This window comes from Christiangramia sp. OXR-203, assembly GCF_034372165.1.
Taxonomy (GTDB): Bacteria; Bacteroidota; Bacteroidia; order Flavobacteriales; family Flavobacteriaceae; genus Christiangramia.
The window spans coordinates 316,838-335,528 of the sequence record NZ_CP139698.1 but is presented as its reverse complement, the minus strand read 5'-3'; the positions used below and the strand labels follow the sequence as shown (position 1 = coordinate 335,528).

The following is an 18,691-nucleotide window of genomic DNA, read 5'->3' as shown; positions in this document are numbered from 1 at the left end:
CTTAAATATAAGGTTTTTCGATTTGTTACGTATGACAGTTATTCTGTTATTCATATTTCAAAAACTTAATTAACTTTAAAACTTTGATCCTCATTGCATGAACTCTAAATTTTCCGGCTTAATAGCTTTCTTGCTGATTTTTGTAGCAGTTTGGCTAAGTTTTAATTTCGATGCTCCCCAGGCCAGGCTTTCCGAAGAAATTCCTTTAGATCAATATTCAACTTCAAGAGCTTTCCAGCATGTGGAAGCTATTGCACAGCAACCACATTATGTTGGGAGCAGTGAGCATCCAAAAGTTCGTAACTATATCGTACAGGAATTGCAGAAAATGGGTCTGGAAGTACAAACTCAGGAAGATTATTTTCTCAATTCCAGTGCTATTTTAAGCAAACCCCAAAATATCCTTGCAAGAATTAAAGGTTCTGGAGATGGTGATGCGTTGGTATTAATGACTCATTACGACAGCGCTACACATTCTTCGCCAGGTGCGAGTGATGCAGGAAGTGGTGTGGCTACCATATTGGAAAGTATCAGGGCATTCCGCGAAAGGGAAATTCAACCTAAGAATGATATTATTTTGCTCTTTACAGATGCAGAGGAAATTGGTTTAATAGGCGCAGAAATCTTTGTTAGGGATCATCCGTGGGCGAAAGATGTACAGGTAGCACTTAATTTTGAAGCAAGGGGAAGCGGTGGAAATCCATTTATGCTACTGGAAACTAACGGCAAGAATGCCAAGTTGATTGAAGCTTTTGCAGATGTTAAGGTCGAATACCCAGTTAGCAACTCTCTAGCCTACAGTATTTATAAAATGCTTCCAAACGACACAGATCTTACCGTCCTGCGTGAAAAGGGTAATATTAGCGGGTTTAATTTCGCTTTTATAGATGATCATTTTGACTATCATACGGCGAAGGATACTCCCAGAAATCTGGATCCCGAAACCCTGGCTCATCAAGGTAGCTATCTTTTGCCGCTGCTTGCCCATTTTAGCGAAGCAGATCTTAAAAATTTATCCAGTGACAGGGATCTTATATATTTCAATTTGCCTTTTGGGGAGTTCGTAAAATATCCTTTCGACTGGATCTTGCCCATGTTGATCGTTGCCATGGCGATTTTCGTCATCCTTGTCATCTACGGAATTCGAAGAGACCGCCTGAGTATTACTGAAATATTTAAAGGCTTCTTACCCATGTTAATGAGCATTGGGTTATCAGGTTTTCTAAGCTGGGCGTTCTGGCAGTTCTGTCTATTTATTTACCCGGAATACTCAGAAATGGAACATGGGTTTACGTACAACGGCTACTGGTACATAGCCCTGATCATCTTTCTTTCCCTGTCAATTAGTTTTATAACCTACCATTGGTTTCGCAAACATTCACATAAAGCTTCCATATTTATAGCGCCACTTACATTATGGCTGGTGATCTGTACACTAGTTGCTATATATCTTAAAGGAGCTGCATATTTTATCATTCCTGTATTCTTCGGACTATTGCAACTCTTTGTAATGGTAAGACAAAAGAGACCAAACCGCATTTTAATGGTCTTACTGAGCTTTCCCGCTATTATTTTACTTCTACCTTTCATCTGGAGTTTACCGGTCGCATTGGGTCTTAAAACCCTTTTCATCACCGCAATTCTGGTAAGTTTGGTGTTTCTATTCCTGCTGCCGCTTTTTGGATACTTCAGGAAACTCAAGTCATTTGCTGTTTTAAGCTTTCTGGTTTTTAATATTTTACTTTTCACAGCGCATTATTACTCAGACTTTTCTTCGGAAAGACCTAAACCTAATAGTTTGGTGTATCTGAAGGATCTCGACCAGCAAACTAATTTCTGGTATAGTTATGATGAAATGGAAGATTCCTGGACGAGCTCTTATTTTCCTGTAGGCACAGAAAATTCAGGGACAGAATCCAATTTCAGCAGTAAATACGGCAGTAATTTCCGAAGAAAATCCAGCGCTCCGGATGTTTATATTCCTGAACCTGCAATTCTACTGGAAGAACTCGAAACCGACACATTAACGAATTTGAAGTCCTATTCCTTAAAGATCGCACCAAATCGGGACATAAACCGCCTGGAATTATATGAAATCCAGGATGTGGATTTTAAGGAGTTTAGAGTAAACGATCTTAAAGCTGAAAATGAACAATTAGGACAACAATATTTTAATATGCATACGCAGCGCTGGAAAGAACGAATTCTTACTTATTACGCGTCAAACCGGGATACTTTGAGAATTGAATTCGCAATAGCACCAGAAGATGAGCCAGAATTTGTACTTTACGAATCGGCTTACGATCTCTTCGATAACGAAGATTTAAAGCTTGAAAAAAGACCGAAGGATATGATTCCACGGCCATTCGTTTTGAATGATGCTACAATTTTAAAGAAAACCATAAGAATAAAGGAATAAATGAAGATTGCGATTTTAGGATGTGGATGGCTTGGTTTTGAGCTTGGAAAAGAATTAAGAGCCTTGAACCATGAGGTAAAAGCTTCAGTTACCAGAAATGAAAAGTTTGGTGATCTTCACGCCGCCGGACTCGTTCCCTACACGATCAAATTGTATGAAAAAGGAATACAGGGAGACATCAGGTCTTTTCTATCCAAGTCTGACTGTATTGTCGTGAATATCCCTCCCGGGCTTAGAAAAAATCCTGAAGCAGACTTCGTTTCGAAAGTTAGAACCATCGTTCCTTACCTGGAGAAAAGTTATTGTCCAAGGATCATTTTCGTGAGTTCGACCTCTGTCTATAAAAATGAACCTGGTTTTCCAGAGGTCAATGAAAATACTGAAACCGATAATTCTTCCAATATAGCCGTTCAGTTACGTAATGCCGAATTATTGTTGCTGAATAATGAAAACTTTAAAACTGAAATTCTACGTTTTGGTGGTTTGATAGGTGATGATCGTCATCCTGTGAATCAGCTTTCTGGCAAAAAGGATCTTAGTTCTCCAAAAGCCCCGGTAAATCTCGTACATCGTCGTGATTGCATCAAAGCAATTATTGCTTTAATCGAGAAACCTGCTACCAATGGTATATTTAACCTGGTACACCCAGACCATCCTACACGTGAAGATTATTATACGAAAATAGCCCAGGATAGGGAACTGGAAGCACCTCATTTCAGCAATGAGAAATCTTCAGAAGGTAAAATAGTAAGTTCAGTTAGATTTCAAAATGAGCTGAATTTCAAATTCGAGCATTCTATTTATTAGTTCTTGGAATAGGCTTCAGCATACGGTGACCAGATCTCTTTAATAGGATCACCCTTGGAACTTTTTCCTGAATGTATCCAATTGCCGTTTCGACTTTAAAATTAAAATCGAGACTCGCTCCCACTCTACTGGCATCCCGGGAGAAAAATTCAATATTCTCTACATATTTTCCATCCTTTGCAATATAAGTTCCACCGCCGGTACCAAAAAATTCTCCAGTTGCCGAGTTAAATGCTACCCATTGGAAACGATCGCCACCAAGCATTTTGATAGTTCTGCGATCACCCGGTGTCATTCGGTTCATTTCACCATTTCTCTCTCTACCCGTAATCACCCAATTTCCAGATAATTCATTTTTATTTCCTGACACTCTTATCCATTTCTGAATGGTTTCGCCATGCTTTATACTGAAACTGTTCTCCTCCTCGAATTGGATCTTATGTGCAATTAATTCTGCTGAAGGTTTTTCCTGTCTCGTGTCAAAATCAATTCGAACCTGATCGTCTTTCTTATGATATTCCCCGCCACGTGCCCAGAGAAATTCATTGGAATCTGGATCTTTAGCACCTTCAGTAAAATAGGAATCAGCATAAATACGAATTACCTCTTTGCCGGTCACTGCCTTGCCATTTTCCGCAGCAAGTTTCCAGGAACCCTGAAGGGATTGAGCCTGCATATTCAAATTATATACTAAAATTGAGAGGAGTAGAAGACTTTTCATGATATACATTGTATCTTTTAAAAATAAGAAATAATTGATTCAAAAAATCCTTCCGTAGCATCAAAAAAACCGTCCATGAACGAATTTCAGTATTCAGAAACATCTAGTAACGAACAACCAACGGCAATTGTAACAGGAGCGAATGCCGGCCTGGGCTTCGAAACTACAAAGGCGCTTGCGGCGAAAGACTTCAAGGTGATCATGGCCTGCAGAGACCTGGAAAAAGCTGAAGATGCCCGGAGACAAATTATGAACTGGAATGGAAACGCTAATTTGGAGATACAGGAACTAGACCTTGCAAGTCTGGAATCGGTAAGATCCTTTGCTTCAGAATTTAAAACTAAAAATGATCAACTTAATCTTCTGATAAATAACGCTGGTGTGATGATGCCTCCTTATCAAAGAACCGAAGATGATTTTGAGCTTCAATTAGGAGTGAATTATTTAGGCCATTTTCTACTTACTGGTTTATTAAAAGAACAATTGACTACTTCGAAAAGTTCCAGGATCGTGACCTTAAGTTCTATCGCTCACAAAAATGCTGAAATTGATTTTAATGATCTGCAGAGTGAAAACTCCTATTCAAAATTCAAAGCTTATGGGCAGAGCAAGCTTGCCTGTCTTATCTTTAGTCTGGAACTGGAACGAAGACTAAAAGTTAATTCTTTAAGCCACGTAAGTTCACTAGCCGCTCATCCAGGTGTTTCTTCTACTGAACTGATGCGACATTTGCCGGGATGGCTTATGCTTATCGCCAAACCCTTCCAACCATTCATCTCTCATTCTGCGGAAAAAGGGGCGCAACCTACACTCAAGGCAGCTTTAGATAAAGAATTGTCTGGTGGCAGCTATATTGGGCCTGATGGTTTCAGAGAAATGAAAGGGAAGCCTGCAGAAGCTGAAATTGCCAGGCAGGCTAAAAACAAAGAAACAGCCGCAAAATTATGGGCTGTTTCTGAAGATCTTACCGGGATAAAATTTTTAAGCTAACTATTCTTTAGTCTCGCCGTATTTATCATATTCCGGGTAAAGGAAATTATTGTATGGAAAACGTGTGATATGAATTTCACGAACGGCTTCGTATACTCTTTTCCTAAAGTGTTCAAAATTCTCTTTTTCGGTAGCCGAAATAAAGACCACGTTATTGCCCATTTTATTCATCCAGGTTTTCTTCCATTCCTTTAGCGTATAATGCGCGGAAGTTCTCTCGGTTACAAGATCATCCTCTTCGATCTCTTCAGGCTCGTAAGCATCGATCTTATTGAAGACCATAATGGTTGGTTTGCCTAAAGCTTCGATCTCAGTAAGAATCTGATTAACAGAAGCGATATGATCTTCAAAATTTGCATGAGAAATATCCACTACGTGCAGGAGAAGATCTGCTTCACGAACTTCATCCAGTGTAGATTTAAAAGATTCCACTAGCTGAGTAGGCAGTTTTCTAATAAAACCTACGGTATCACTTAACAGAAATGGCAGGTTTCGAATCACCACTTTTCTTACCGTGGTGTCCAGCGTGGCGAATAATTTATTTTCAGCAAAAACTTCACTTTTGCTAATCGCATTCATTAACGTAGACTTCCCTACGTTGGTATATCCTACAAGAGCTACACGAACCAGCTGTCCTCTGTTACCTCTCTGTACTTCCATCTGCTTATCGATGGTTTCCAGTTTTTTCTTCAGTAAAGATATTTTATCTCTAACGATACGACGGTCGGTTTCGATCTCTGTTTCCCCGGGACCACGCATACCAATACCACCACGCTGTCTCTCAAGGTGAGTCCACATACCGGCAAGTCTTGGCAATAAGTATTCATATTGCGCCAGTTCCACCTGCGTACGGGCGTAACTGGTCTTTGCTCGCTGTGCGAAAATATCAAGGATCAGGTTAGTCCTGTCCAGAATTTTAGCTTTTAGTATTTTTTCAATGTTCTTCTGCTGAGCTGGTGTAAGTTCGTCATCAAAGATCACAGCACCAATTTCATGTTCTGCCACGAATTCACGCACCTCTTCCATCTTACCGGTTCCAATAAAAGTCTTAGGATTCGGCATGTCCATCTTCTGTGTAAAACGTTTCTGCACTTCACCACCAGCGGTGAAAGTTAGAAACTCCAGCTCATCCAGGTATTCTTCAAGTTTATCCTCGTTCTGATCTTTGGTAACTATACCTACAAGAACAGCTTTTTCAAAGGACAGGTCGGTTTTTTCAATCATAAATACAAAGATAATCATTAGATGGCTTCCGCATTCGAAGCCGCCATACTTCAACAAAAATTTAACTGAAAAAGCCCGTGAAGTTCACGGGCTTTTCATAAATCTATAGGTTTTCTCTAGAATCCGAAGTTGATACCAACTCCAAATACTTCACGAATCTGGAATGCTCCAACAGCGTTATCATCATAGATCGCCTGGAATATCAGGTTGGCAGAAAGGTAATCATTGATTCCCATGTTCAGATTCAGCAAATAATCAATATCAACATTCTCCGGGTTCTCAAGATAATTAGAATACAAAGCTAGTGAATGCTCCATTTCAACATTTTCAAGGATCTCATAGCTTAAGAAACCGGTAAGTGCCGCGCCTAGTTCGAACCTGGTACTTTTTCCTTCATCCACTCCAAAGTAATCACCATCTACATAACCTGCACGGCTTGTAAAGTCACTGTCCACAAAGATCAATCTTGCCGTTGCCGGAGCTAGATTAACCATAAAATTATCACCTTTCTTATACATCATCCCAGGACCGGTTTGTAAATAACCTGGTGATAGAAAATGAGTGGTTTCAGTTCTAATAGCTTCTCCGGTTTCAGCATCTTCGGAAAATTCATAACCTTTAGCAAACTGAGTTCTGAAGTTTAAAAACCATGAATAATAAAAATTCCTGTCTTCTATCTGCTTCCCTGCGATACTGTTCAATTCGAGCCGGTCACTCGTTTTGCGCTCAAATTCATCGTCTTTTACTTTCGTAAGTCCGTAATTCCCGAGAATTCTATTGTCCCAGGTGAAATCATCTTTACGATAATTGAACTGGTAATCTACAGTAAGATTTCCAGCGATACTGGAAGTTCCACCGCCTGTCCATTCTTTGTTGAAGGCAGATTGATTAAATAATAACTGAACATTTCCTTCTTTTTGCCATCCATTGGGTGGGATAGAGTCATTTTCTACCTGTGCAAAGGAGGATCCAAATAAAAACAACGCAACGGCTGTGAATAAAACTTTCTTCATTACTATTTTCTAGGTTTTTTATAGAGCGGAACTGAAGAACAAGCCTCTCCATACATTAAGCTTTTAACTACGGGTTGTAGTTTCTGCATAATCATTATATAAGCATTCTTTGGAACTGGTTTGTTGGAACATCCCTTGATTATTACCGGTTTATCTTCCAGATCACTAACATCCAGACGATCGATCACTTCCTGGTAAAGATGACTTTCCAAATTTTCCAGGTCTCCAATAATGGTCTTTTTAGCAACACCCTGCAGGTATGAGCTTACCAGCATAAAAGCCCATGACGGTACGATCGCATCTGTAGAACATACAAGGGCAACATAAGCACCCTTATACTGTTGCCAGTCATGGTTTTTCGCCTGTTCTCTAAAATCTTTCTCTCTTAGCACAAAGCCTTCGAGTAACCAGTCACTAATATCAAAAACGACACGCTCCCCTTTTGGATAAAAATCTTCAAGATTAAAGGTCACCAGTTTACTTTCGGCGATTCTATTTACGATTTCTTCAGCCATAAAGTGTATTTAGAGCAGTCCCAGCTCAAGTTTTGCTCCTTCGCTCATAAGATCCTGGCTCCATGGTGGATCAAAAGTGATCTCCACTTCAGCATCTTTTACCATATCCAGAGACTTTACTTTCTCTTCCACTTCTAGTGGAAGGGTTTCTGCCACCGGACAGTTAGGCGTAGTGAGCGTCATTAATATCTTTACGTCATAATCTGTAGATACCATCACGTCATAGATCAAACCTAATTCGTAGATATCTACCGGAATTTCCGGATCATAGATCGTCTTTAAGACTGTAACGATCTTCTCTCCCAATTCCTGTGTATTTATTTCCTGCTCCATCTTAATTCAATTGTGTTTGATATGCCAAAGCATACATTTTTAATTGTTTGATCATGCTTACAAGTCCGTTTGCTCTGGTTGGAGACAAATGTTCTTTTAGACCAATTTCATCAATAAACTGAGTGTTTGCTTCAATGATCTGAGAGGGATGTTGATCTGAAAATACTCTTATCAGGATCGCAACAATTCCCTTGGTAATGATCGCATCGCTATCTGCGGTGAATAACAAACGATCACCGTCAAGCTCTGCATGAACCCAGACTTTACTTTGACATCCTTTTATAAGATTCTCTTCGATCTTATATTTTTCGTCTATTAGCGGAAGTGATTTCCCAAGTTCGATCATATATTCATAACGCTGCATCCAGTCGTCGAACATTGCAAACTCATCAATTACTTCATTCTGTTTTTCCTGAATCGTCATAACTCAATTTTGCACAAAAGTACGACATGCTAACCTGCTATTCAACATTTTCTGCCAATCTTAAAATAGTCTGCACCAATGGTTTTAAAGCCTCAGGGGGATTCCCATGATCAAAGGTGGAAGAATTAAATTCAGAATTTCCAATGATCAGACTTAGTTCAGCATGGGCAGCTGCATCACTTGCTCTGGACTCTGTTGGCGCCTCAAGATCTTCCAGTTTAGCTGTATCGATTTTTTTAATTTCCGAAGTGATCATCTCCCAATCTTGCTTTGAGATTGCTTCTGAATTTTCCTTTGCATCCACTCCAGTGCTTTTTACTTTGATCTCTTCCGAAGTGATCATATAAGTGGAAGAAGATCCGCGTGTATAAGTTTTATAGCTTACAGATTTGATTTCTTCCTGACCTTCATTAGAACAGTCATTAATAGTGAAAAACATTAGAATAAAAGATAGTATTGAAAGTTTCATAATTGGGATTTTGGATAAAGCATATTACGAAAAAAGGCACCATGTTGGAGCCTCTTTTAAATATATTGTATTTGATTAGGAAGGTTCGCGATTACTGTAACATCATCAAAGCCTTTTTCAACGCTTCCATGAATGTATCGATTTCTTCTTTCGTATTGTAAAATGCGAAGGATGCTCTTACTGTTCCGGGAATTTTGAAAAAATCCATTACCGGTTGTGCACAATGATGCCCTGTTCTAACAGCAATTCCCATTTTATCTAATAGCGTTCCAATATCGTATGGATGTAATCCCTCTACGTTGAAACTAATCACCGCCGTCTTCTCGGCAGCTTCCCCATAGATCTTCATTCCTTCGATCTCTTTCAGCCTTCTTGTTGCATATTGAAGTAATTCATCTTCGTAAGAAGCGATCTCCTCAAAGCCAATAGAGTTCATATAGTCGAGGGCTGCTCCAAAAGCTATTCCACCACAAATGTTCGGCGTTCCCGCTTCGAATTTGTGCGGCAAACCAGCATAGGTCGTTTTTTCAAAGCTTACTGTAGCGATCATTTCACCACCACCCTGGTAAGGAGGTAATTTTTCCAGCCACTCCTGTTTACCATATAACATTCCAACACCTGTAGGTCCGCACATCTTATGCGCTGAAACTACATAAAAGTCGATATCAAGCTCCTGAACATCGGCTTTGATGTGCGGCGATGCCTGGGCTCCATCTATTAAGACCGCAGCACCTGCTTCGTGAGCGATATCGATAATCTCTTTAATTGGATTTACGGTTCCAAGGGCGTTGGAAACATGATTTACAAAGACAAGTTTTGTCCTATCACTGATCAGATTTCTGTATTCAGAAAGAATCAGTTCTCCTTTCTCGTTCATCGGGATAACCTTCAGCTTAGCACCGGTCTTTTCAGCCAGCATTTGCCAGGGCACAATATTCGAATGATGCTCCATTGCTGAAACCAGGATTTCATCTCCAGACTTCAGTAAAGTAGAAAAACCATTCGCCACAAGGTTGATCCCATGTGTTGTACCAGAGGTCATAATGATCTCGTGAGCATGTTCAGCATTAAAATGTTGCTGAATTTTTATTCTGGCCTGCTCATACTTATCTGTCGCTTCCTGAGAAAGCGCATGAACTCCACGATGAATATTGGCGTTATAATTCGAATAATAATCTACAATAGCATCCATCACCTGCTTAGGTGTTTGTGCAGTCGCAGCATTATCGAAATAAACCAATGGATAGCCATTCACCTCACGTCCAAGAATTGGAAAGTCCTGACGGATCGTTTCAACATCTATTTTTCTGACCTGAGTTGACTGACTCATCCTCGTATAGTTTTATTGATTTATAAATTGAAACCTAGTTCGACTCCAAGTTTACTGGCGATTAGCTTGTTAATACGCTTCTTAACTTCTGGAATCTTTACACTTTCCAGTACGTTATTCGCGAATGCGTACATAAGTAATCCTCTGGCTTCCTTACGCGGAATACCTCTGGACTGCAAATAGAATAAAGCCTCTGCATCAAGCTGCCCGATTGTACAACCGTGGCTGCAGCGTACATCATCTGCAAAGATCTCTAATTGTGGCTTTGAGTTGATCGTCGCCTTATCATTTGCAAGGATATTGTTATTAGACTGGTAAGCGTTCGTCTTCTGAGCTTCCTTCTCTACAACAACTTTCCCATTGAAAACCCCAACAGATTTGTCCTCAAAGATTCCTTTGTAATCCTGGTGACTTTCACAATTAGGCTCGATATGATGAACCAGTGTGTTGTGATCTACGTGCTGCTTGTCCTCAATGATGGTAACTCCCTTCATGGTAGAATCGATACGTTCTCCATTCTGGTAGAAGTTCAAATTATTCCTGGTAAGTTTCCCTCCAAAAGAGAATGTATGTACAGAAACGTGACTTTCAGATTTTTGATTGATAAACGTATTATCAATTAAAGACGCTGAAGCTTTATCATTCTGAATCTTATAATAATCTACAATTGCTCTTTTATCAGCAAAGATCTCGGTAACAGAGTTGGTAAGCACCGGGTGATCTGTAAGACTTTGGTGCCTTTCGATGATCTGCACATGTGAATTCTCATCCACAACTACCAGGTTTCTAGGCTGCAACATTAGAGCAGACTCATTTCCAGTAGCAAAGTTAATGATCTGTATAGGCTTATCTGCCTGAGTGTTCTTGTGTATATATATAAAAGCTCCTTCTCTGGCAAATGCTGTATTCAGCGAATTGAGGCTTGTTTTTGGAGCAACTTTATTGTAGTAATTTTCAATTACCGCACTATACTTGTCCTTGTTGAGCGCAGCAGACATCAAACATACATCGATCTTATCGTGTGTGGTCTGCGATAGATGAGAAGAATAGATCCCATCGATGAAAACCAGGTCATAAGTATCTATATCATGGATAAGATATTTCTTGATATCACGATACTCGATCGCATCTTCTTTCTTCGGAAAAACACTATAGTCATGTTTCAATACCGAATTTAGTGAGGTATACTTCCAGTCTTCGTCCTTTCTACCAGGAAAACCAAGCTTTTCAAAATTTTTGATCGCTTCATTTCTTAAAGTATCCAGATTTTCGTTCGGGTCCAGATTTTCCTCAAAGGCTAAAAATGACGAGACCAATTTATCTTTCAATTCCATTACATTCTAATTTCTAGTTCAACAATTCAATTTCTCGACTCGAGTATTAAACTGTTTCCTGCTTTACCCAATCGTATCCTCTTTCTTCCAGTTCGTAAGCAAGTTCTTTTCCTCCAGACTTTACGATCTTTCCCTCCACCAATACATGTACGTAGTCTGGCACGATATAATCAAGCAATCTCTGGTAATGCGTAATAAGCAATACCGCGTTATCCTTAGAGCGAAGTTTGTTCACGCCATTTGCAACGATCTTCAGAGCATCGATATCAAGTCCGCTATCTGTTTCATCAAGAATAGATAATTTTGGTTCAAGCATCGCCATCTGGAAGATTTCGTTACGTTTTTTCTCTCCTCCTGAGAAACCTTGGTTCAATGATCTGGAAAGGAATTTTCTGTCGATTTCCAGCATTTCAGATTTCTCACGAATCATTTTCAGCATATCATTCGCAGGCATATCCGGTTGCCCGTGTGCCTTTCTTTGAGCGTTGATCGCTGTTTTAATAAAATTGGTTACAGAGACACCAGGAATTTCCACAGGGTATTGGAATGATAAGAACACTCCTTTATGAGCTCTTTCCTCAGGATCAAGTTCGTTCAGGTCTTCCCCTTCGAACATCATTTCACCTTCAGTCATTTCATACTCTTCTCTTCCTGCGATTACTGAAGAAAGGGTACTTTTCCCGGAACCATTTGGCCCCATGATCGCATGAACCTCTCCTGGTTTGATTTCCAGGTTAATTCCTTTCAGGATCTCTTTATCTTCAATACTGGCGTGTAAATTCTTTACTTTAAGCATGTCTGTTATTTCTGAATCTGCCGAAGCAGACTGTTTGATATTCTATTTTTATTTATTCTATTGAATCTGAAAAACTGGCGCCTGAAATTTCCAGGATCTCCTTAATTTCGATGATCTCATCCCAGCCTTCCAATCTTGGATTGGCCTTGATCTTGGCTCTAACACGAACCGGGATCATCTCAAAATCATCAGATTTCAGATCGCTTACTTTTTCTGAAAGTAGCATTGCAACGGAATCCTGTTTAACACCGTAAACGAAATTCTCTCCTCGTAGTACAGCAGCATCAGCTACATACACATAGTCTCCCTGAAGCACTTCCAGACTATCCTGAACATTAGAAGTTACAGGTTCGGTATTCAGTTCCTTTTGCTCATCATCCTGACAGGATACGAACAAAATAGCCACGATCATTATTTCAAAAAACCTTCTCATCGATCAAGTTGTCTTCAGAATCAATTATCCTACTGAACCTTCCAGCGAGATCTCTAATAATTTCTGAGCCTCTACTGCAAATTCCATAGGAAGTTTGTTCAATACTTCTTTACTGAAACCATTTACGATCAATGCGATTGCTTTTTCAGTATCTATACCACGCTGGTTACAATAGAAGATCTGGTCTTCACCGATCTTACTGGTTGTAGCCTCGTGCTCTACCTGAGCAGATTTATTTTTAACCTCAATATAAGGGAAGGTATGAGCTCCACACTCATTCCCCATTAAAAGGGAGTCACATTGTGAGAAGTTACGGGCATTTTCGGCTCTACCATTGATCTGTACCAGACCACGATAAGAGTTCTGAGATTTTCCTGCGGAAATACCTTTTGAGATAATCGTACTCTTAGTATTCTTACCAAGATGAATCATCTTAGTTCCGGTATCTGCCTGCTGAAAATTATTGGTCACAGCAATTGAGTAAAATTCTCCTACCGAATTATCACCTTTCAGAATACAGCTTGGATATTTCCAGGTAACTGCTGATCCTGTCTCTACCTGAGTCCAGGAAATCTTCGCCCCTTTTTCACAAAGTCCACGTTTAGTTACAAAATTGAAAACTCCACCTTTTCCTTCTTTATTTCCAGGGAACCAGTTTTGTACCGTACTATATTTGATCTCAGCATCATCCAAAGCGATAAGCTCCACGACTGCTGCGTGCAGCTGGTTCTCATCACGGGATGGTGCAGTACAACCTTCCAGGTAACTTACATAACTGCTCTCATCTGCAACAACCAGTGTTCTTTCAAACTGCCCGGTTCCTGCCTGGTTTATTCTAAAGTATGTGGATAGTTCCATTGGGCATCGAACACCTTTTGGAATGTAACAAAAAGAACCATCACTAAATACTGCCGAGTTGAGGGCAGCGTAAAAATTATCCTTCTGCGGAACCACGGTTCCAAGATATTTTTTAACAAGTTCTGGGTGTTCCTTGATCGCTTCAGAAATAGAACAGAAAATAATTCCTTTTTCAGCAAGCGTCTTTTTAAAAGTAGTAGTTACAGAAACTGAATCCATTACTACATCAACTGCAACACCGGCTAATTTTTTTTGCTCATCAAGAGAAATCCCCAGCCTTTTAAAGGTATCAAGTAATTCCGGATCCACCTCATCAAGACTATCGTACTTCGGTTTCTTATTTGGAGCTGAGTAATATGAGATCGCCTGGAAATCTGGCTTTGGGTAATTTACATTAGCCCAGTCCGGCTCTTCCATTTTCTCCCATTCCCGGTAAGCTTCCAGACGCCATTGCGTCATCCACTCCGGCTCTTCCTTTTTCTTGGATATTGCTCTTACGATATCTTCGTTCAAGCCCACAGGAAAAGTATCAGATTCTATATCTGTATAAAATCCGTATTCGTATTCCTTGGTTTCGAGCTCTTTCTTTAAATCGTCTTCAGTATATGCCATTCTTCGTAATTCTAATTAAATTAAAGATCGGTAGTAACCGATACATAATTTTTACAGTGAAAAACTTTCACCGCATCCACAGGTTCTTTGTGCGTTCGGGTTGTTAAAAACAAAACCTTTTCCATTTAATCCTCCGGAATATTCTAAAATAGTTCCAGCCAGATAAAGTACACTGCGTTTGTCAACAACGATCTTTACATCGTTATCTTCGAAGACCTTATCGCCTTCAGCCTGGCTATTGTCGAACGTAAGTTCATAAGACAAACCAGAACATCCTCCGCTCTTCACTCCAACCCGAACATAGTCTGCCGTAGCATTAAAACCCTCTTCGGTCATGAGGACGGAAATTTTCTTTTTAGCCTCTTCGCTAACTTTAATCATAAGCTATAAAGATTAATTCTAAATTGAGTGCAAATATACTATAAAACAAGCGGTTTACCATAGACTAGGAATATGTTTTAAGAATTGAATCATAGAAGTCTTCGATCGAAATTCCAGTAGTCACCAAGGCAATATTTCTGCGGCTTCAGAAGCTTTTCATGCTTTCTTCTGAATTGCATTTTATTCTTGTATTTTTGCAGTCTAAATTTTCATTGCATGTTTGATAATAGTCAGGAAAGTAAGACGAACCTTTCAGAATTAGGTGAATTCGGTTTGATCGAACACTTAACCAAGCATTTTAGTCCAAAACTTGATTCTACGATAAAAGCTATTGGAGATGATGCTGCTGTTCTGCAATTTGATGCTGAAGAAACCGTAATAAGCACAGATCTTTTGATTGAAGGTGTTCATTTTGATCTTGCTTATATGCCACTAAAACATTTGGGTTACAAAGCCCTGATGGTTAATTTATCTGATATCTATGCAATGAATGCCACTGCGAGCCAGGTCACAGTTTCTATCGCTGTATCGAACAGGTTTCCGGTAGAAGCGCTGGAAGAGTTTTATGCCGGTGTACAATTAGCATCGAAAGTTTATAATGTCGACGTTATTGGTGGAGACACCACTTCTTCTACATCGGGATTTATGATCAGCGTTACGGCAATTGGTCATGCCAAAAAGGAGAATATTGTTTACAGGGATGGTGCTAAACCTAACGATCTTCTCGTGGTAACCGGTGATCTTGGAGCTGCTTATATGGGTCTTCAGGTACTGGAGCGTGAGAAACAGGTTTTTAAAGCGAATCCAAATTCTCAGCCAGATCTTGAGCAGTACACCTATCTTATTGAAAGACAATTAAAACCTGAAGCCCGAAAGGATATCGCTAAGCTTCTGAGCGATCTTGGTGTAAAGCCAAATTCTATGATCGATATCAGTGATGGCTTGTCCTCTGAGATCATCCACCTCTGCAAGAATTCAAGAGTAGGCGCCAATCTCTATGAGGAGAAGATTCCGCTGGATCCTGCTGTGATCTCAGTTTGTGAGGAATTCAACATCGATAGTACTACGATCGCTTTAAGCGGTGGTGAAGATTACGAATTATTATTTACCATTGCGCAGGAAGATTACGATAAGATCAAAGGAAACCCGCATCTAACGGTAATAGGTCATATGACTGAAGAAAATGAAGGCATGCACCTGGTGACCCGCGCAAATCAAAAATTACCACTAATCGCCAGAGGTTGGAATTCAATGGATAAGGAAGAAGATTAATTTCCGAAACGGCTTTTCGGCCAGTATGTTATCATCTTATTTGGTTGGGTACAGGCTATTATTGAACAAGTCAATACAGTATTTTTATCTTGATTTAGCCAGAAAGAGAGATATTCTAAAAATACAGATCAGAAGTAGCAGCGAACTAAACTGAAACTGCTAAGAAGCTTCCGCGTAAAAAGCCTGCTGTCGTTTCTGATGGATTTTTGCCAGATAGGCGTTGGTTTCTTTGAATTTTGGTGTAAGTCTTGCGAGTAGTCCGTCAGCCGTATCGGTCATTTCCATGCCGCATCTGCAGCATTGGTATTCGTGAACATGGTTCGTGATGTTTTTAGAAACTTTTAATTTATGACTAAACAAGTTGCATTGAACCTTTGTAATAGAGAACGAGCTAAAGTGTTTTTTATTCATAGGTGTATAAATTTCTGATTTCTAAGACTCTAAAGTATAAAAAAAAGTTAATGTTTCGATTAAAAGGTTAAATTAATCGATAAAAAGCATGGTTTTGTATAATTTTTCTGACATTTCCATCCAGGAATTATGACCCTTTTCAAGAATGATCAAATCTGAATTCGTTGTTCTTGCCATCTTCTGAATATCAGCAATTTCGATTAGCGTATCATCCTCACCGGCAACAATCATCTTACCTCCTTTAAATTTTTTCAAACTTGCAGTATGATCTTTTCGATCTCGCATCGCTTTCAGCGTTTGCTGTATATTTTCAATATTCAGCCTGTAAGCAGCTTGTTTTAAGCGATCAATTTCATCCTTAAAAACTACCCGACTTTCCGCAGAAAACAAATTGGAAATTGCCATACTTATAAAAGCATCCTTGTTGGTCTCCACAATATCTATAGATCTGTCCCGAATTTTTTTTCGTTCTACAGTATCTTCAGCAGGTGTAGAATTTATCAACATGATATCTTTCAACATCATAGGAAAATTATCGAGGAATTCCAAACCAACATAGCCACCCATACTATGACCTGCTAGGCTAACTTGTTGTACTCCAATATCTTTTAGAACAGCAGCTACAATATTTGCCATTTCCTGCATACTATGCGATCCTGAAAAATCTTTTGACCTTCCATGACCGGGTAAGTCTATGCAAATAATTTGCCGTTCCTCTCCCAGGCCTTCAATGAACTGATCCCAGATTGTCATATCTTCCAAGAAACCATGGAGCAAGACCAAAGGAATGTTCGTGTTTCCAGTTCCTGTAATCGTATAAATTATCTCGTTGTCTTTATATTGTAGTTTCATAATAGTGTAAAATTAAAATACCGTGAATCCCAGGATTTGCAGTCTGGTATTCACGGTATTTCTAAACTTCAGTTTCTAAATACTTTTCTAAGAATTCATTATCTCCTCGATTTCTTCGATCTCGATCGGGATATTTCCCATTAGATTGAAAGGCTCTCCTTTTTCCTGGATCACTACATCATCTTCCAGACGAATTCCGAAGCCTTCATCAGGAAGGTAGATTCCCGGTTCTACGGTAAATACCTGGTTTGCTTCCATAGGTTCTGTCAAAATTCCGTAGTCATGAGTATCCAGCCCGATATGATGGGAAGTACCGTGCATAAAATATTTCTTGTATGCCGGCCAGTCTGGATCTTCATTCTGAACATCTGCTTTGTCCAGAAGTCCCAGCGCAAGTAATTCAGAAGTCATCATCTTACCAACCTCAACATGATATTCTTTCCACATAGTTCCCGGAACCAGCATTTTGGTTGCTTCCTTTTTTACCTTATTTACAGCATTGTAAACCTCCTTCTGGCGATCTGAATATCGACCTGAAACTGGAATGGTTCTACTTAGATCACTGGAATAATTAGCATATTCTGCTCCTGTATCAAGAAGGATAAGGTCACCCGCTTTACACTGTCTATTATTTTCAACGTAATGCAAAACATTGGCACTGTTACCGCTGGCGATAATTGGTGTATATGCAAAACCTTTGGACCTGTTACGAATCATTTCATGATAATACTCCGCTTCGATCTCGTATTCCCAAACTCCAGGCTTTACAAAACCTAAAGTTCTGCGGAAAGCTTTTTCAGTAATGTTACATGCTTTCTGCATTAGATCAAGTTCGATAGGATCTTTGACAGACCTTAGCCTTTGCAGGATCGGGTTAGCTTTCGCCACCTGGTGAGCAGGATATTTATCCTTACACCACTTGATAAAACGATCATCCCTGGTCTGGGTATCATGATTGGCGCGATAGTGCTCATTTGTATTTAAGTATACCGTATCGCACTGAGTCATTACTTCAAAAAATACTTTTTCAAAGTCTTTCATCCAGTAAACTGTGCGAATACCACTCACATCAAACGCATCTTCTTTAGTAAGTTTAGCTCCTTCCCAAACCGCAATATGTTCATTCGTTTCAGTCAGAAACAGGATTTCCCTGTGCTTCTCTTCCGGAGCATCTGGAAACAGGACCAGGATACTCTCATCCTGATCTACTCCACTTAAATAAAAGAGGTCTCTGTTTTGCTGAAATGGCATCGTGCTGTCTGCCCCAATTGGATAAATATCATTTGAATTAAAAACCGCCAGACTTTTAGACTTCATCTTGTCCATAAAGTTCTTACGGTTCTTTATAAAGAGTTTCGAATCTATTCGATCATATTTCATAAACAGTATTTTTCAATTTCTTCAAAATTAAGGGATTTGACTCCAAAAGCCATTAAAGGCGTTTAAAATTTTGGGTATGCGCGGGTTTTGCTATTTTTAAGCATTACAAAATAAATT

The 18,691-nt window shown here is 39.5% G+C and carries 19 protein-coding genes; 4 read left to right on the top strand and 15 right to left on the bottom strand.

From position 1 onward, the window contains the following. The first annotated feature begins 130 nt into the window (after positions 1 to 130). Positions 131 to 2,419, top strand: a complete 2,289-nt coding sequence (locus tag T8I65_RS01575) for a M20/M25/M40 family metallo-hydrolase (protein ID WP_322301752.1) — start codon at positions 131 to 133, stop codon at positions 2,417 to 2,419. After that, positions 2,420 to 3,226 carry an NAD(P)H-binding protein gene (locus tag T8I65_RS01570; protein ID WP_322301751.1) on the top strand — a complete coding sequence of 269 codons (807 nt, stop codon included), beginning with the start codon at positions 2,420 to 2,422 and terminating at the stop codon, positions 3,224 to 3,226. Here T8I65_RS01570 and T8I65_RS01565 read toward each other — a convergent pair. Continuing rightward, positions 3,216 to 3,947, bottom strand: a complete 732-nt coding sequence (locus T8I65_RS01565) for a hypothetical protein (protein WP_322301750.1) — start codon at positions 3,945 to 3,947, stop codon at positions 3,216 to 3,218. The two genes, T8I65_RS01570 and T8I65_RS01565, sit on opposite strands and share 11 nt — an antisense overlap. 75 nt (positions 3,948 to 4,022) lie before the next feature. Between T8I65_RS01565 and T8I65_RS01560 the strand changes: the two genes are divergently transcribed. Beyond that, complete coding sequence (locus tag T8I65_RS01560; protein ID WP_322301749.1) at positions 4,023 to 4,937, top strand: oxidoreductase; 915 nt, start codon at positions 4,023 to 4,025, stop codon at positions 4,935 to 4,937. Here the strand turns inward: T8I65_RS01560 and hflX are convergent, their stop codons facing one another. The 12 genes from hflX to T8I65_RS01500 all read right to left on the bottom strand — a co-directional run bounded on the left by hflX (position 4,938) and on the right by T8I65_RS01500 (position 14,659). Further along, entirely contained in the window at positions 4,938 to 6,161 is a 1,224-nt protein-coding gene (gene hflX, locus T8I65_RS01555; RefSeq protein ID WP_141879154.1) for a GTPase HflX, read from the bottom strand. A gap of 116 nt (positions 6,162 to 6,277) precedes the next feature. Next, a complete protein-coding gene (locus tag T8I65_RS01550; RefSeq protein ID WP_322301748.1) occupies positions 6,278 to 7,174 on the bottom strand; it encodes a DUF3078 domain-containing protein in 897 nt (298 codons plus the stop codon). A 2-nt stretch (positions 7,175 to 7,176) separates the two neighbouring features. Continuing rightward, entirely contained in the window at positions 7,177 to 7,689 is a 513-nt protein-coding gene (locus tag T8I65_RS01545) for a DUF2480 family protein (RefSeq protein ID WP_322301747.1), read from the bottom strand. Between the two features lie 9 nt (positions 7,690 to 7,698). Next, positions 7,699 to 8,022 (bottom strand): iron-sulfur cluster assembly protein, encoded by a 324-nt coding sequence (locus T8I65_RS01540; RefSeq protein WP_026914726.1) that lies wholly within the window; start codon positions 8,020 to 8,022, stop codon positions 7,699 to 7,701. Position 8,023: 1 nt separating this feature from the next. Continuing rightward, positions 8,024 to 8,446, bottom strand: a complete 423-nt coding sequence (locus T8I65_RS01535) for a SufE family protein (protein ID WP_322301746.1) — start codon at positions 8,444 to 8,446, stop codon at positions 8,024 to 8,026. Positions 8,447 to 8,483: 37 nt separating this feature from the next. Continuing rightward, on the bottom strand, positions 8,484 to 8,915 hold the full coding sequence (locus tag T8I65_RS01530) for a hypothetical protein (RefSeq protein WP_322301745.1): 432 nt from the start codon (positions 8,913 to 8,915) through the stop codon (positions 8,484 to 8,486). A 91-nt stretch (positions 8,916 to 9,006) separates the two neighbouring features. After that, the gene (locus T8I65_RS01525; RefSeq protein ID WP_322301744.1) at positions 9,007 to 10,245 is read right to left on the bottom strand and encodes a cysteine desulfurase; all 1,239 of its coding nucleotides are present in this window, start codon (positions 10,243 to 10,245) and stop codon (positions 9,007 to 9,009) included. A gap of 20 nt (positions 10,246 to 10,265) precedes the next feature. Further along, positions 10,266 to 11,579, bottom strand: a complete 1,314-nt coding sequence (gene sufD / locus T8I65_RS01520) for a Fe-S cluster assembly protein SufD (RefSeq protein ID WP_322301743.1) — start codon at positions 11,577 to 11,579, stop codon at positions 10,266 to 10,268. 46 nt (positions 11,580 to 11,625) lie between these two features. After that, positions 11,626 to 12,375: a Fe-S cluster assembly ATPase SufC gene (gene sufC / locus T8I65_RS01515; protein WP_322301742.1), complete on the bottom strand. Its 750-nt coding sequence runs from the start codon at positions 12,373 to 12,375 to the stop codon at positions 11,626 to 11,628. A gap of 52 nt (positions 12,376 to 12,427) precedes the next feature. Beyond that, a complete protein-coding gene (locus T8I65_RS01510) occupies positions 12,428 to 12,808 on the bottom strand; it encodes a hypothetical protein (protein WP_322301741.1) in 381 nt (126 codons plus the stop codon). A 24-nt stretch (positions 12,809 to 12,832) separates the two neighbouring features. After that, complete coding sequence (gene sufB / locus T8I65_RS01505) at positions 12,833 to 14,278, bottom strand: Fe-S cluster assembly protein SufB (protein WP_322301740.1); 1,446 nt, start codon at positions 14,276 to 14,278, stop codon at positions 12,833 to 12,835. A gap of 51 nt (positions 14,279 to 14,329) precedes the next feature. Further along, positions 14,330 to 14,659, bottom strand: coding sequence for a HesB/IscA family protein (locus T8I65_RS01500; protein ID WP_141876569.1), 330 nt, complete (start codon positions 14,657 to 14,659; stop codon positions 14,330 to 14,332). A 216-nt stretch (positions 14,660 to 14,875) separates the two neighbouring features. Here T8I65_RS01500 and thiL point away from each other — a divergent pair, with 216 nt between their 5' ends. After that, a complete protein-coding gene (gene thiL / locus T8I65_RS01495; protein ID WP_322301739.1) occupies positions 14,876 to 15,931 on the top strand; it encodes a thiamine-phosphate kinase in 1,056 nt (351 codons plus the stop codon). A 483-nt stretch (positions 15,932 to 16,414) separates the two neighbouring features. Here thiL and T8I65_RS01490 read toward each other — a convergent pair whose 3' ends face one another. After that, positions 16,415 to 17,194: an alpha/beta hydrolase gene (locus T8I65_RS01490; RefSeq protein WP_322301738.1), complete on the bottom strand. Its 780-nt coding sequence runs from the start codon at positions 17,192 to 17,194 to the stop codon at positions 16,415 to 16,417. An 87-nt stretch (positions 17,195 to 17,281) separates the two neighbouring features. Beyond that, positions 17,282 to 18,574 carry an aminopeptidase P family protein gene (locus T8I65_RS01485; protein ID WP_322301737.1) on the bottom strand — a complete coding sequence of 431 codons (1,293 nt, stop codon included), beginning with the start codon at positions 18,572 to 18,574 and terminating at the stop codon, positions 17,282 to 17,284. Between the last annotated feature and the right edge of the window lie 117 nt (positions 18,575 to 18,691).

What these genes read in the sequence shown, in the direction of transcription:
- T8I65_RS01485 (WP_322301737.1), bottom strand. Translation starts at nt 18,574, where the DNA reads ATGAAATATGATCGAATAGATTCGAAACTCTTTATAAAGAACCGTAAG.
- T8I65_RS01560 (WP_322301749.1), top strand. Translation starts at nt 4,023, where the DNA reads ATGAACGAATTTCAGTATTCAGAAACATCTAGTAACGAACAACCAACG.
- T8I65_RS01510 (WP_322301741.1), bottom strand. Translation starts at nt 12,808, where the DNA reads ATGAGAAGGTTTTTTGAAATAATGATCGTGGCTATTTTGTTCGTATCC.
- T8I65_RS01535 (WP_322301746.1), bottom strand. Translation starts at nt 8,446, where the DNA reads ATGACGATTCAGGAAAAACAGAATGAAGTAATTGATGAGTTTGCAATG.
- T8I65_RS01565 (WP_322301750.1), bottom strand. Translation starts at nt 3,947, where the DNA reads ATGAAAAGTCTTCTACTCCTCTCAATTTTAGTATATAATTTGAATATG.
- T8I65_RS01545 (WP_322301747.1), bottom strand. Translation starts at nt 7,689, where the DNA reads ATGGCTGAAGAAATCGTAAATAGAATCGCCGAAAGTAAACTGGTGACC.
- thiL (WP_322301739.1), top strand. Translation starts at nt 14,876, where the DNA reads ATGTTTGATAATAGTCAGGAAAGTAAGACGAACCTTTCAGAATTAGGT.
- hflX (WP_141879154.1), bottom strand. Translation starts at nt 6,161, where the DNA reads ATGATTGAAAAAACCGACCTGTCCTTTGAAAAAGCTGTTCTTGTAGGT.
- sufD (WP_322301743.1), bottom strand. Translation starts at nt 11,579, where the DNA reads ATGGAATTGAAAGATAAATTGGTCTCGTCATTTTTAGCCTTTGAGGAA.
- T8I65_RS01570 (WP_322301751.1), top strand. Translation starts at nt 2,420, where the DNA reads ATGAAGATTGCGATTTTAGGATGTGGATGGCTTGGTTTTGAGCTTGGA.
- sufB (WP_322301740.1), bottom strand. Translation starts at nt 14,278, where the DNA reads ATGGCATATACTGAAGACGATTTAAAGAAAGAGCTCGAAACCAAGGAA.
- T8I65_RS01490 (WP_322301738.1), bottom strand. Translation starts at nt 17,194, where the DNA reads ATGAAACTACAATATAAAGACAACGAGATAATTTATACGATTACAGGA.
- T8I65_RS01540 (WP_026914726.1), bottom strand. Translation starts at nt 8,022, where the DNA reads ATGGAGCAGGAAATAAATACACAGGAATTGGGAGAGAAGATCGTTACA.
- T8I65_RS01550 (WP_322301748.1), bottom strand. Translation starts at nt 7,174, where the DNA reads ATGAAGAAAGTTTTATTCACAGCCGTTGCGTTGTTTTTATTTGGATCC.
- T8I65_RS01500 (WP_141876569.1), bottom strand. Translation starts at nt 14,659, where the DNA reads ATGATTAAAGTTAGCGAAGAGGCTAAAAAGAAAATTTCCGTCCTCATG.
- T8I65_RS01525 (WP_322301744.1), bottom strand. Translation starts at nt 10,245, where the DNA reads ATGAGTCAGTCAACTCAGGTCAGAAAAATAGATGTTGAAACGATCCGT.
- sufC (WP_322301742.1), bottom strand. Translation starts at nt 12,375, where the DNA reads ATGCTTAAAGTAAAGAATTTACACGCCAGTATTGAAGATAAAGAGATC.
- T8I65_RS01530 (WP_322301745.1), bottom strand. Translation starts at nt 8,915, where the DNA reads ATGAAACTTTCAATACTATCTTTTATTCTAATGTTTTTCACTATTAAT.